This window comes from Mesorhizobium sp. M0016, from assembly GCF_040324035.1.
Classification (GTDB): Bacteria; Pseudomonadota; Alphaproteobacteria; order Rhizobiales; family Rhizobiaceae; genus Mesorhizobium.
This window is the reverse complement of the sequence record NZ_JAMYVM010000002.1, coordinates 326,650-340,183: the sequence shown is the minus strand read 5'-3', so window position 1 is coordinate 340,183 and position 13,534 is coordinate 326,650. Positions and strand designations below refer to the sequence as shown.

Below are 13,534 nucleotides of genomic sequence, written 5' to 3'. Positions count from 1 at the left end.
TTCGGCGACCCCCACCCTGCCGCTTCGGGGCCACCTTCCCCTCAAGGAGGAGCGTTACGCCGCCTGCGCCACCCGCTCCGACATCATGCGGTAGGAAATCGCCTCGGCCAGGTGAATGCGGCCGACGGTTTCTCTGGCTTCGAGATCGGCCAGCGTGCGCGCCACTTTCAGCACCCGATGATAGGCGCGCGCGGAAAAGCCGAGCTTTTCGCTGGCGTCCTTCAACAGAGACAGGCCGGCGGCATCCGGCATCGCGATGTCCTCGATAACAGAAGGCGAGCAATGCGCGTTGGTGGTCGCGCTGGTCACGCCGAGCCGCTCGAACCGTTCGCGCTGGATGGTGCGGGCGCGCGCCACGCGCTGGGCGACGGCGGCACTTTTCTCCGCTCGGTCGGGCCGGATCAGGTCGGCGGCCGAGACCGCCGGTACCTCGATCCTGAGGTCGATGCGGTCGAGCAACGGGCCTGAGATGCGCGCCTGGTAATCGGTGCGGCAGCGTTCGCCGCGCAGGCAGCGATAGCCGGGCTCGCCGGCCATGCCGCAACGGCACGGGTTCATCGCCGCCACCAGCTGGATGCGCGCTGGATAGGTGACGCGGTGGTTGGCGCGCGCGATCATGCAGTCGCCGGTCTCCAGCGGCTGGCGCAGCGCATCCAAGGTCTGCGGCGTGAATTCGGGAAACTCGTCGAGGAACAGGACGCCGTTATGGGCAAGCGATACTTCGCCCGGCCGCGCCCTGATGCCGCCGCCGACCATTGCCGCCATCGAGGCCGAATGGTGCGGGGCGCGGAACGGCCGCCGGTCGGTGAGCTTGCCTTCGCCGAGCTCGCCGGCCACCGAGGCGATCATCGAGACTTCAAGAAGTTCCTTCGGTGCCAGTGGCGGCAGAATTGAGGGCAGCCTCTGCGCCAGCATCGATTTTCCCGAGCCGGGAGGCCCGACCATCAACAGATTGTGGCCGCCGGCCGCCGCCACTTCCAGCGCCCGCTTGGCGCTTTCCTGGCCCTTGATGTCGCAGAGGTCGGGCAGGTCGCGGGCCGAGACATGGATGCCGGGCTCGGGCCGCGACAGCACCTGCGTGCCGCGAAAATGATTGGCGATGGCAATCAGGCTGCGCGGCGCCAATATGTCGAAATCCTTGCCCGCCCAGGCCGCTTCCGGCCCGCAGCCGAACGGGCAGATCAGGCCTTTTCCCTCGGCATTGGCGCCGATCGCCGCCGGCAGCGCACCGGCCACCGCGGCAATGGTACCGTCGAGCGACAATTCTCCGAGCACGACATAGCTGGCCAGCATGTCGCCGGGAATGGCGCCGAGTGCTGCCATCAGGCCGAGCGCGATCGGCAGGTCGTAATGGCTCCCTTCCTTGGGCAGGTCGGCAGGCGCCAGGTTGACCGTCACCTTCTTCGACGGCATCGACAGCCCCGACGCATGCAGTGCCGCCTGCACGCGCTCGCGGCTTTCGGCCACCGCCTTGTCGGCCAGCCCAACGATCTGCATGCCGACCTTGCCCGGCGCGATCATCACCTGGACATCGACCGGCACGGCCTCGATGCCCTGGAAAGCCACCGTGCGAACCCGCGCCACCATCTTGCTCTGCCCCCGGATATCGGCTCGCCTCGGCCTTGTGGTTCAGACCGCGAGCGACGTCAGGGACAAGACAACCATAGATTTCAGGCCAAGGCAAGAACATTACAGGAACATGCGATCGTGGTTGCAGCGCGCTGTGCCGGTTGCAAAAACGGAAGATGGTTAAGCCAAATGGAACGGCTGCTCCGCCTCCTCGACCGCGTTAACAAGCGCCTAGGCCCTTCGGCAATCTGAGGGTGTTGCTTCTAAGCGGTGATGAAGGCATCGACCGAACCTGAAAGCGATCGATCGATCGCGACCTGCGGTGGAAGCCACTCCATGACAGGATATCTGAAAGGCCAAGGCAGGGCGATCCGGCGCGAAGAGCCGCTCTCCAGAAAAATCTCGTTTACAAGGTCTATGAACCGCCCGCGGTCTCGTTCGATTCGTTTCAAAGTTTGCGAACGAATGTAATCCCGGGGAATTCGTCGCTCCTTCAGCGCTAAGACAGCCTCCGCGATGGATCGAGGATCGGGTGGAACTGTAAGCGAATAGTCATCATCCAGATAAAGGTCTCGGCCGCCATGGTTCGGCGTCGTGACCACTGGAAGCCCCGCGAGAAGATATTCCGTGCTTGCGAACATTGGTCCTTCCAGGTGAGAGAGACAGATTCCCACGGCTGCACGATTTAGATGCGTGTTCACCTGAGCCGGTGCCAATCGGACAGGCTTGCCGGTGCCGTCAAACTCGTTGATAAAGACGTGATGCGGCGCGAGCTCCCTATGCCGATTTATTCGCGCTCTTTCCGACTCCGTCGTGGAGGATCCGCTTGAATCTCGATAGAAGACAAATGCGCAACGCTGGATGCCAAGCGACAAGTCATGGCGCTTCCACGGAGCCAGCTGCGCATTGTAGATTGCATCAAATTCTACAGGGACGTCATCGAGAGGCCTGAATATGTGTTCGGAGGTTGTTGACGTCTTGTTGTGCAGGACGGCGGCCTCGCCGGACTGGTTCAACAGATCAGCCTCTGCCTGAGTGTTGGATAGGAAGATTAGCGAGTGACGGGGGTTCTTGAGTCTATGCAGAACGGCATAGGTCCGGATGGTTTTGACGCTAGCACTGTTTTCGATGGACCAGGTTGGCGAGATGAGAAACCAGGCGCGGTGGCTGCGTGGACGGAAAGGCATATGACTTGCTAGTCCGAGCGGCGTACCGGACATTCCCGAATAGGATATGAACGGATCGTCCGACAGCAAACTGGCCTGAAGAGCAGGTTGCGACTTCGCGGAAGGGTGCCCTTTTCTGAGGTTGTGGCCATGACGCAGCATGGCTCTGACAATCTCGAATTTGGTAGGAGGGCGATACCCGTGCTGTAGGGTCAACATGCGGCAATTGCGATCTTGAGTGCGGAGAAAAACTCGCTTCGATAGAGAGAAATTTGGCAAAGAAACACCGCCATTTGATCGACGGAATATCTCAGGCGATCAAATCTGGTGTACGGAGAAGCGCCTCTTGAAAGAAAACATCGTCCCAAGCGGAGCTGGTTCTCACATCGCGCTACCAACCGTATCCGTTTGCGTAGGCTGTTTCAATCAAGAGGCATTCATCGACACTGCGATCCGATCCGTAGCGGCGCAGACATACACTGCGTTCGAATGCGTGGTGGTCGATGATTTTTCGACCGACGGTTCCCGCCGAAGGATTGAAGAGTGTCTGTCCCAGCTTGGCGACAGTCGTTTCCGCTTTCTGCCCCGACTGCAAAATGGCGGGCAGTTGACAGCAATGATGACCGGGCTTGACGCGACAGCCGGGCCCCTGATCTCCTTTCTTGACGGTGACGATGCTTGGCATCCTGACTTCATAGAATGCCATGTGAGAGCGCATCTCAGCCAAACCCGTATCGCGGCAATGTCGAGCTCCGATGAGGTGGTGATAGATACGGCCGGCAACCTGCTTGCGGGCGGTCATCCCGTATTCCACCTGAACGACCCGCGATCGATGCCGAAAATGAGCGGCTACCTGCATGTCGACACCGAAGCTGACCCGACATTATTATTTATTGATCGGGGTACCGTGGGTTGGTTTTGGTCAACCACATCGGGGATGATGTTTCGTCGAGCTCCGCTTGAAATCATGCGTCCATCCGATCCGGACGAAATAAGGATATGTGCCGATGGTTATATGGCTCGTGCCGCCCATATGATCGGCGGAACCGTGAGGATTGGGCGGGCTCTTGGCAGTTATCGGCTTCACGGCGGCAATGGCTGGGCGGACGGGCGCATCCTGGGTACCGGAGTTGGCCTCGGCAGGATGTCGCCTGATACTGAAATAGCGATACGGCGGGCACTGGCCAATCGTTGGTGCGAAGTGGCGCCGGGACTGGCGCATTTAATCTCCCGCCACTCAATGCGCAGGACCTTGGTCGACCTGATCGGACTGTCTGCGGCTTTTGCATTGCTGGAAAAGAACTCCGATGCGGGTTTTCTGCTGAAAGACTGGGCAACACCACAGCGAAAATTGCAGACCAGACTTATCGGTCTCCTTCCTCCGAAACTGAGGCCTCGGCGCTTCCGGGACATAGTTTGATTTGATGAGCCGCTTGCTCGGCAGTCTTACCCGATAAAGAGCATCTTTCGATGCTTCTCTGGACCCACCAAAGTCCTCCGTAGCAACGCACACTACGCGGCCAAATTCCGCCGCTTCGCCTCTACCGCGTCCCAGAACAGGCTGGCGATATCCGCGCCACCAAAGCGTTGCACTTCGCGCACGCCGGTTGGCGAGGTCACGTTGATCTCGGTCATGTAGTCGCCGATCACGTCGATGCCGACCAGGATGAAGCCGCGCTCTTTCAGCGACGGGCCGATGCGGGCGCAAATCTCGCGTTCGCGCTCCGTCAGCTCGGTCTTTTCGGCGCGGCCGCCGACATGCATGTTGGAGCGAGAATCGTGGTCGGCCGGCACGCGGTTGATGGCGCCGACCGCCTCGCCGTCGATCAGGATGATGCGCTTGTCGCCCTTGCGTACGTCCTTGAGATAGCGCTGGACGATGTAGGGCTCGCGTGACAGCTGGGCGAACATTTCGAGCAGTGAGGCGAGGTTGCGATCGTCTCCCTTGAGATGGAAGATGCCGGCGCCGCCATTGCCATAGAGCGGCTTGACGATGATGTCGCCGAATTCCTTGCGGAAGGCCGCGACCTCCTGGGGATCCTTGGTGATCAGCGTTTCGGGCATCAGATCGGGGAATTCGGTGACGAAGATCTTTTCCGGGCTGTTGCGCACCCAGGCCGGGTCGTTGACGACCAGTGTCTTCGGGTGAATGCGCTCCAGAATATGCGTGGTGGTGATGTAATTCATGTCGAAGGGCGGATCCTGGCGCAGCAGGATCACATCCATCTCCGACAGGTCGGTGCGCACCTTGTCGCCCAGCGAAAAATGATTGCCCTTCTCGTCGCGGAGCTTCATCTCCTCGATGCGGGCAAACACCTTGCCGCCCAGCATCGACAGCCGGTCCGGCGTGTAGTGGAACAGCTGGTGCCCGCGCCGCTGCGCCTCCAGCGACAGCGCAAACGACGTGTCGCCGGCGATCGAGACGGTGGAGACATGGTCCATCTGGACGGCGATCTTCAGGGTCATCTTTTGGTCTCCAGCGGGTCGAGCAAGTCCAGGAAAAGTGCGTAGCGGTTTTCCGTCCGGAATTGCGGCAAGGCAAGTCGCCGATATACGGAACTTGGCGGCTTCTGCCAATCGCGCTTGCTTGGCCCAGACCCCCTAACAGTCGAAGACCAGCCGGGAGTAACCGAGGAACGACAGCGCCATCGCTACCAGCGAGGCGATCGCAAGTGCCGCCAGCGGCGGCATTGCCGGCAGCGCGAACAGGATGGCGCAGTAGACGAGATAGTTGACGATGCTGGTGGCGATGCCGACGCCGCCATAGCGCGCACCCTCGCTAGCCACGCCGCGGCTCGACGGCGAAAAGGTCAGGTGCCGGTTGATCTGCCAGGTGACGCACAGCGCAAAGCCGATCGACAGGACACGGGCGACGAAGGGACCGAGCGGCGTCACCGCCAAGAGCAGCCAGAGCGCCGCGGCATCGGCGACGAAACCAACGCCGCCGGCCAGGACGAAGCGGACGAGCCGGCTCACGGCCTCAGGCGGCCCGGGGCGTCTTGCCCGGTTCGGCCTTCGGGATTTCACCAGTGCGTTCGCGCCGTTCGACCCGGCCCGACGGCACCGAGAGATAAAAAATGCGCTTCTGCTCGGCGCGTCCGCGCGATACCGAATCGAGGATCAATCCGGTCACCATCGCAAGCATCGAGAGCAGCAGCAGGCCGACCGACAGCACCCAGGTCGGCATGCGCGGCACGAGGCCGGTCTGGGCGAATTCGATCAGCACCGGCGTCATCAGGGCAAGGCTCGACGCCAGGAAGAAAATCGCGAAGGCGCCGAAGAAGCGCAGCGGCTGCGTTTCCTTCATCAGCATGGCGAACATCCACAGGATCCTGGCGCCGTCGCGATAGGTCGACAGCTTCGACGACGATCCCTCAGGCCGGCGGCCATAATCGAGCGCGATCTCGCTCACCGGCAGTTTGAGCTGCGAGGCATGCACCGACATTTCGGTCTCGATCTCGAAGCCGCCGGAAACCGCGGGAAAGCTCTTGACGAAACGCCTCGAGAAGACGCGGTAGCCGGAGAAGATGTCGGTGAAGTCGGCGCCGAACAGCCGCTTGTAGAGGCTGTTGAAGATGCGGTTGCCGAAGGCATGGCCGGAACGGCCGGCATCGTCGGTGACGCCGCGCCTGGTGCCAACCACCATGTCGCAGCGCTCGGTCTGCAGGATGTTGATCAGCAGCGAGGCATCTTCCGGCGCATAGGTGCCGTCGCCATCGGCCATCAGATAGATGTCCGCATCGATGTCGGCGAACATGCGCCGCACGACATTGCCCTTGCCCTGGCGCGGCTCGCGGACGACGATGGCGCCCGCTGCGCGCGCCTTGAGCGCGGTCAAATCCCTGGAATTGTTGTCATAGACATAGATCTCGGCCGATGGCAGCGTCTCGCGAAAGCGCCGCACCACCTCGGTGATGGTCAGTTCCTCATTGTAGCAAGGCAGGAGCACGGCAATGGCCGGCTCATGGCGGACTTCGTGCGGCATTTCCGTCTCCCGACACCCGGCGGAGCCTCCGGCCGCGCTCATATGCGGCCTCGCTCAGGCGACTTTACTATTTATTGAAGCTGTTAAGGCTAGGTTTAAGGCCGCAGTCTTTCCGACGAAGGTCATGATGATGAACGCAGCCAAGGCGGGTGCTTCCTCCTGGAAGTCCGATATGACGCTGGCGCTGCTTGCCATGCTGGTGGTGCTGGCGGTCAATGCCGCCACGGGCTTTCGCGAATTGAGCAATGCCGGCGGCGACAATGACAGCCTGCTGCGGCTGGTCGAGGTTCGCGACATGCTGGCCGGCCAGGGCTGGTTCGACCTGCATCAGTACAGGATGGGGCCGGAAGGCGGTTTCGTCATGCACTGGTCGCGGCTGGTCGATGCACCGCTCGCCGCCATCATCCTTGCCGTCTTGGCGCTGACCGGCAGCATGGCCACGGCCGAGGCCATCGCGCAGGTGCTGTGGCCGGCGCTGCTGTTTTGCCTGGCGGTGTTCTTCCTCGCCCGTGCGGCGCGCAGCTTCGCCGGCGTCGGCGCGGTGCTGCCGGCGGTCGTTATCGGCGCGGCGGCGCTGCATTTCATCGGCATTTTCTTGCCGGGTGCGCTCGATCATCACAATGTCCAGCTGACGCTGACCTTGGCCAGCCTCAGCCTGCTGCTCGAGGCGCCGGCGCGTCGCTGGGCGGCGCTGATTTCCGGGCTGTGTGCGGCCCTGACGCTGGCCGTCGGCATGGAAACCGCGCCCTATGTCGCCACCATCGGCGCCTGCATCGCTTTGCTGTTCGTCGTCGATCCCGGCGGCGAACGCCGGATCGCCAGGGATTTCGGTCTCGGCTTTGCCGGGGTTTCAGCCCTCGTCTTCGTCACCACCATCCCGCCATCGGCCATGGGCCAGCCGCAGTGCGATGCCTTCTCGGCCGTGCAATTCGTCGTCGCGGCAATCGCCGGACTGGGGCTTGCCGCCGTGACGTCGCTCACGGTGTCCAATGGCACGGCCAGCCGCCGCCTGATCTCGCTTAGCCTGCTCGCGCTTGTGCTGGGCGCCGTTGTCGCGGCGCTGTTTCCGCAATGCCTTGCGGCTCCCTACGCAAACCTCGATCCGCGCCTCAAGGAATTGTGGCTCGATCACATTGACGAGGCGCAGTCGCTGTTCAGTATTGCTGCCAGCGAGCCGGCCTCGCTGGCGGCGCGCTATGTCACGCCGCTGGTGGCGATCGCGCTGATGGCGCTTCGCCTGCGCGGACCATGGCGCCGCCAGGACAGCCTCGTCGGCGCCTTGCTGGTCGGCGCCTTCATCGTCAGCGCCTGGCAGGTCCGCGGCTCGACATTCTCGATCGCCTTTGCCGTCATCCCGCTGTCGGCCTGGATCGCAAGCTGGCGCGAACGGGCGAGGATCAGCCCTGCGCGCAGCGTATCGCTGCGCATGGCGGCGGTCTGGCTGGTGTCGGCGAATGCCGTCTGGGCCGGCGCTGCCGCCGCGACGTCGAGCGTATTCGAGGCCAGCAAGGTCTCGGTCGAGGCACAGGACACCGACAGCGATCCGTCCTGCGAGCGCAAGGCCTCCTTCGCGGCGTTGGCCCGGCTGCCGGACACCACGGTGCTTGCCATTTCCAATCTTGGCTCGCCCATCCTTGCATATTCCGGGCACCGCGTCTTTGCCGGCCCCTATCATCGCAACATCGCCGGCGACCTGCTTGCGCTCGATGCCTTCCTCGGATCGGCGGACCAGGCGAGGATGATCGCGGCGGCTCATCAAGTCGGCCTTGTGGCGCTCTGCCGCGGCAGCGCCGAAAGCAAGGTGCTCGCCGCCAAGGCGCCGCAAGGCTTCCTGGCCGGGATTATGCAGGGAAGCGTCCCCGATTGGCTCGAACCGGTGGCCGAAACGCGCGGAGACCCGGTCGAACTCTACCGCGTCCGCTAAAGCATCATTCGCCAGCGAAAAATCGATTTCGCGATACGCTTCCTAAACGCTTTGCTGCCAGTCTCAGCCTAAATTTCGGGCGTCACAAACAGGGATACCGATGCAAACGACGTTTGGCACCGGGCAGGCAAGCAGGGAAAACTCGGATCTGGCGTTCACCGATGCGCTGACCGGGCTTGGCAACCATCGCCGCTTCTTCGACAAGGTCGATCGCCTGATCAGCGACCGTGCGGACGATCCCGCGCCGTTCACGGTCGGCATTCTCGACCTCGACGGCTTCAAGCCGATCAACGATCTGTTCGGCCACAAGGCCGGCGACGACATATTGATCCAGGTGGCGATGCGGCTGCGCGCCTCGATGGACAGCCACTCTACGGTCTGCCGCATCGGCGCCGACGAATTCGCCTTCCTCTACCCGATGGTGTTCTCGGAGGAGGCGGCGGCCGAGAAGTCGCGCATGATGATCGAAATCCTGTCGGCGCCCTACGATGTCGGCGAACGCACCGCCAGGCTTTCGGCCTCGGTCGGCTGCTCGCTCTTTTATTCCGGCGACGAAACCACGGAAATCCTCGTCAACAAGGCCGAAACGGCGCTCTACCACGCCAAGCGTTCGGGCCGTGGCCGCGTCGTCGTCTACACCCGCGAAATGGAAGAGGCGGCCAAGCGCGTCACCCGCATCGAACAGGCGCTGCGCCGTGCCGTCTCGGCCGGTGAGGTCGAACCGCATTTCCAGCCCATCGTCGATTTGACCACCCGCCGCACCATCGGCTTCGAGACGCTGGCGCGCTGGACCGATCGCGACCTCGGCGTGGTGCCGCCGACCGTGTTCATCCCGATCGCCGAAGAGCGCGGCATCATCGGCCCGCTATCGCAGCTGGTGCTGCGCAAGGCGACCGAAGCGGCGCGCAGCTGGCCGAAGGACCTGTTCCTGTCCTTCAACCTGTCGCCCTCGCAGCTCGTCGACCAGAACACCGGCCTGCACATATTGTCGATCCTCGACCGCACCGGCTTCGATCCGCGACGGCTGGAGATCGAGATCACCGAAACCGGCCTGATGAACGATCCGGCCTCGGCCGAGAAGATCGTCGAGGACCTGCGTCGCGTCGGCATCCGAGTCTCGCTCGACGATTTCGGCACCGGCCAGTCCTCGCTCGGCCGCTTGCGCGAATTCCATTTCGACAAGCTCAAGATCGACCGCGCCTTCGTCTCCTCGATCCTCGACGACCGCCCGTCGGAACACATCATCCGCGCCATTCTGGCCATGTGCGAAGGGCTCGGCATGGATGTCGTCGCCGAAGGCATCGAGGAGGAGGCGCAGGCCGACCGCCTCGTCCAGTTCGGCTGCGCCGGCGGACAGGGCTATCTCTTCGGCAAACCGGTCGATGCCGACGCCACGCTCGGCTACCTCCGCGATTCCTATCGCGGCGCCCTCTACGCCAAGGCAGTCTGACCGGCGGTCTTGCCTGCGTCGAGCAAGTCAGCGGTGCGAGCCAAGATCGACTGTGGCCGCCATCTTGCGTCCTTTTGTCTGACATAAGCCAAACAAATCGCCGTTTTCGCCCTTGCTCCCCGGACTTGGCTGGATAGGATGCGCGCCGTCCGGATCGGGAGAGAAAAATATGATGCCATCGGCCGATTTTGCCGACCTCAGGGGAGCCTCGGTGCTGATCACCGGCGGCGGTTCTGGAATTGGTGCGGCACTGACCGAGGGCTTCGTTCGCCAGGGCGCCCATGTCGCCTTCATCGACATCGCCGATGGCCCAAGCACGCTGCTTGCCGACCGCGTCGAAAAAGAACTTGGCCGGCGACCGCTCTACCTCAAGACCGATTTGCGTGACGTCGAGGCGTTGCGCGCTTCGGCCGCCAAAGCGGCTGAGGCGCATGGCGACGTCACCGTGCTGGTCAACAATGCCGCCTGGGACGAACGCCACGAGGTCGCCGACGTTACCGTCGAGTTCTGGGACAACAATCTCGCCGTCAATCTGCGCCCGCATTTCTTCACCGCACAGGCGGTCGCGCCGGGCATGAAGCGGGCCGGCGGCGGGTCGATCATCAACTTCACCTCGACCTCCTATCTCATCAACCACCCCGATATGCCGGCCTACACCGCCGCCAAGGCCGGCATACTCGGCCTCACCAAAGGTCTCGCGGGCAAGCTTGGGGTCGACGGCATCCGCGTCAATGCGATTGCGCCGGGCTGGGTGATCACCGACCGGCAAAGGGAACTCTGGGTCACCGAGGAGAGGCTCGCCGCCCATGTCGCCAAGCAATGCATCAAGCAGGTCATGCAGCCCGACGACATCGTCGGCACGGTGCTGTTCCTGGCCTCCGACGCCTCGCGTATGCTGACGGCGCAGATGTTGATCGTCGACGGGGGTTTCCTGTGAGCCCGGTGAATCAAAATCCGGCAAAAGGCACGCCAGCAGTCGCCGCCGTCGACTGGGGCACGACCCGCATGCGGGTCTGGCTGGTCGACGAGGCGGGCGGGGTGCTTGCCGAGCGTCGCGGCGATGATGGGTTGATCACCGCGCAGCAAAAAGGCTTTTCGACCATCCTCGAGGGCCATCTGGCGGCGCTCGGCGCACCTGACACACTGCCGGTCATCATCTGCGGCATGGCCGGCTCGCGCCAGGGTTGGCTGGAAGCGCCTTACGTCACCCTGCCGGCGCCGCTCAGTGCCATCCTCGCGGGGGCCGCCCGCATTCCCGGCCAGCGCCGCGACATCCGCATCGTGCCTGGCCTGGCGCAGCGCCTGGAAGATGCGCCGGACGTAATGCGCGGCGAGGAAACCCAGCTTGCCGGCGCCGGTTTGCCGGCAAAAGGTCGCCATCTCGTCTGCATGCCCGGCACCCATTCGAAATGGGTTCTGGTCGAAGACGGCGCGGTCGACGGCTTCTGCACCTGGCCGACCGGCGAGCTGTTTTCGGTGCTGGCCACTCACTCGATCCTGCGCCATTCGCTGGGCGAGAGCCCGAAGCCGGTCATTCCGGACAATCCGTTCTTCCAGGAATGGTGCCGCAAGGCTTTGGCCGAGGGCGGCGATGTCACCTCGCGGCTGTTCTCGATCCGCGCCGCCGGCCTGCTGCAGGACCTCAAGGCCGACGATGCCGCCGCTTGCCTGTCCGGCCTGCTGATCGGCGGCGAGATCGCCTCGGCGGGCCGCCGCTATGGCGAAAGCACCACCGCAATCGTGCTGGTCGCCTCGGGGTCGCTAGCAGCCCTCTACCGCCAGGCGCTCGACGTTGCAGGGCTTGCCGTCAGGACGGTCGACGCCGACGAGGCGGTGCGTGCCGGCCTTATCGAGGCAGCGCGGGAAAATGGCATGATCGCCAAATGACTCACCAGAGTGGAGTGACAGCGTGACCCAGACCGCCCCCTTCCCGAAGCTCAAGCGTGGTCTTATCGCCATTCTGCGCGGCCTCAAACCCAGCGAGGCGGTTGCCATCTGCCAGGCGCTGTTTGACGCCGGCATCGAAGCCATCGAGGTGCCGCTCAATTCGCCGGAGCCGTTTTTATCGATCGCCAGCATTGTCACCGCATTGCCCAAGACAACGCTGGTCGGCGCCGGCACGGTGCTGACTTCAGCCGATGTCGACGCCCTGGCCAAGGCCGGCGGGAGGCTGCTGGTCAGCCCCAACATCGATGCCGAAGTCATGGCCCGCGCCATGCACCATGGCATGGTGACGATGCCAGGCGTGTTCACCCCCACCGAAGCTTTTCAGGCGATTAGGCTTGGGGCTTCGGCGCTCAAATTCTTCCCGGCAAGCGTGCTCGGGCCTAGCGGCATTTCGGCGATGCGGGCCGTGCTGCCGGCCGATACCGTGGTCGGCGCCGTCGGCGGCGTTTCGGACAAAGACTTTGCCGGCTACAAAGCCGCTGGGGTGACTGCTTTTGGTCTTGGCTCCAGCCTGTTCAAACCTGGTATGAGCGTCGACGAGGTGGCCTCGCGCGCCCGGGCGGCGGTGACGGCCTGGGATGCGGCCTTCGGCGGAGCGGCATGATGGGAAACGTTTCGGTTTTTTCGGACCATGTCTGTGAACTCGGCGAGGGGCCGAGCTACGATCCCGCCACCGACACGCTGTTCTGGTTCGACATCGTCAACGGGCTTTTGCTGGAGCAGGGTGTCACGTCCGGCGCGCGGAAGGTCCATGAGCTCGGCCAGATGGCCAGCGCCATCGCCATTATCGACGACAATCGCCAGCTCATCGCCACCGAGACCGGCCTGCATGTCCGCGACGTCTCGACCGGCAAGCTGACGCTGCATACGCCCATCGAGGCCGACAATGCGCTGACCCGCTCCAACGATGCGCGCGTCCACCCTTGTGGCGCCTTCTGGGTCGGCACGATGGGCAAGGGCGAGGAGAAGGGCGCGGGCGCCATCTACTGGTTCTTCAAGGGAGAATTGCGCACGCTTTACACCGGCATCACCGTGTCGAACTCGATCTGTTTCTCGCAGGATGGAACGATCGCCTACTACACCGATACCGCGACCGGCCTGTTGATGCGCGTCGCCTGCGATCCGGCAACGGGTCTGCCGATCGGCGAGTCCAAAGTGTTCGTCGACCATCGCTCGTCGAAGGGCTATGTCGATGGCTCGGTCGTCGACCGCGACGGCGTGCTGTGGAACGCGGTCTGGGGCGGCAAGGCGGTGAAGGCTTATGCGCCGGACGGCACATTGTTGCGCGAAATTGCCACGCCGGCGGGGCAGTCCTCGTGCCCGGCCTTTGTCGGCGCCAAGGCCGATCGGCTGGCGGTGACCTCGGCCTGGAAAGGCAAGGACGACAAGCAGCGCAAGCTTGACCCACAGGCCGGCATGACCTTCCTGCTCGACATCCCCGTCAACGGCCGCTTCGAGCCGCGCGTGCTGATCGCCTGAGCGTACCGGTTGTC

The 13,534-nt window shown here is 63.4% G+C and carries 12 protein-coding genes; 7 read left to right on the top strand and 5 right to left on the bottom strand.

Features of this window, described 5'->3' with window-relative positions; translation table 11 throughout:
• Nucleotides 1-54 precede the first annotated feature (54 nt).
• On the bottom strand, nt 55-1,587 hold the full coding sequence (locus NKJ88_RS04480; protein WP_023692982.1) for a YifB family Mg chelatase-like AAA ATPase: 1,533 nt from the start codon (nt 1,585-1,587) through the stop codon (nt 55-57).
• A 245-nt stretch (nt 1,588-1,832) separates the two neighbouring features.
• On the bottom strand, nt 1,833-2,897 hold the full coding sequence (locus tag NKJ88_RS04475) for a glycosyltransferase (protein ID WP_155923791.1): 1,065 nt from the start codon (nt 2,895-2,897) through the stop codon (nt 1,833-1,835).
• 184 nt (nt 2,898-3,081) lie between these two features.
• Here NKJ88_RS04475 and NKJ88_RS04470 point away from each other — a divergent pair, with 184 nt between their 5' ends.
• Nucleotides 3,082-4,155, top strand: coding sequence for a glycosyltransferase family 2 protein (locus NKJ88_RS04470; RefSeq protein WP_023714454.1), 1,074 nt, complete (start codon nt 3,082-3,084; stop codon nt 4,153-4,155).
• Between the two features lie 92 nt (nt 4,156-4,247).
• Here NKJ88_RS04470 and gshB read toward each other — a convergent pair whose 3' ends face one another.
• The 3 genes from gshB to NKJ88_RS04455 all read right to left on the bottom strand — a co-directional run bounded on the left by gshB (nt 4,248) and on the right by NKJ88_RS04455 (nt 6,720).
• Nucleotides 4,248-5,201 (bottom strand): glutathione synthase, encoded by a 954-nt coding sequence (gshB, locus tag NKJ88_RS04465; RefSeq protein ID WP_023821715.1) that lies wholly within the window; start codon nt 5,199-5,201, stop codon nt 4,248-4,250.
• Nucleotides 5,202-5,336: 135 nt separating this feature from the next.
• Nucleotides 5,337-5,711, bottom strand: a complete 375-nt coding sequence (locus NKJ88_RS04460) for a GtrA family protein (RefSeq protein ID WP_023821716.1) — start codon at nt 5,709-5,711, stop codon at nt 5,337-5,339.
• A gap of 4 nt (nt 5,712-5,715) precedes the next feature.
• Entirely contained in the window at nt 5,716-6,720 is a 1,005-nt protein-coding gene (locus tag NKJ88_RS04455) for a glycosyltransferase (protein ID WP_023821717.1), read from the bottom strand.
• A 124-nt stretch (nt 6,721-6,844) separates the two neighbouring features.
• Between NKJ88_RS04455 and NKJ88_RS04450 the strand changes: the two genes are divergently transcribed.
• The 6 genes from NKJ88_RS04450 to NKJ88_RS04425 all read left to right on the top strand — a co-directional run bounded on the left by NKJ88_RS04450 (nt 6,845) and on the right by NKJ88_RS04425 (nt 13,520).
• Nucleotides 6,845-8,644, top strand: coding sequence for a GtrA family protein (locus NKJ88_RS04450; RefSeq protein WP_352443613.1), 1,800 nt, complete (start codon nt 6,845-6,847; stop codon nt 8,642-8,644).
• A gap of 100 nt (nt 8,645-8,744) precedes the next feature.
• Nucleotides 8,745-10,094, top strand: coding sequence for a putative bifunctional diguanylate cyclase/phosphodiesterase (locus NKJ88_RS04445; protein ID WP_023681311.1), 1,350 nt, complete (start codon nt 8,745-8,747; stop codon nt 10,092-10,094).
• 169 nt (nt 10,095-10,263) lie between these two features.
• Nucleotides 10,264-11,031 carry an SDR family NAD(P)-dependent oxidoreductase gene (locus NKJ88_RS04440; RefSeq protein WP_352443612.1) on the top strand — a complete coding sequence of 256 codons (768 nt, stop codon included), beginning with the start codon at nt 10,264-10,266 and terminating at the stop codon, nt 11,029-11,031.
• Between the two features lie 5 nt (nt 11,032-11,036).
• Nucleotides 11,037-11,981 (top strand): 2-dehydro-3-deoxygalactonokinase, encoded by a 945-nt coding sequence (locus NKJ88_RS04435; protein WP_352443648.1) that lies wholly within the window; start codon nt 11,037-11,039, stop codon nt 11,979-11,981.
• Nucleotides 11,982-12,003: 22 nt separating this feature from the next.
• Nucleotides 12,004-12,645 (top strand): 2-dehydro-3-deoxy-6-phosphogalactonate aldolase, encoded by a 642-nt coding sequence (locus NKJ88_RS04430; RefSeq protein WP_352443611.1) that lies wholly within the window; start codon nt 12,004-12,006, stop codon nt 12,643-12,645.
• Nucleotides 12,645-13,520, top strand: coding sequence for an SMP-30/gluconolactonase/LRE family protein (locus tag NKJ88_RS04425; RefSeq protein ID WP_023701959.1), 876 nt, complete (start codon nt 12,645-12,647; stop codon nt 13,518-13,520). The genes NKJ88_RS04430 and NKJ88_RS04425 overlap by 1 nt, the downstream gene beginning before the upstream one ends.
• Nucleotides 13,521-13,534 lie beyond the last annotated feature (14 nt).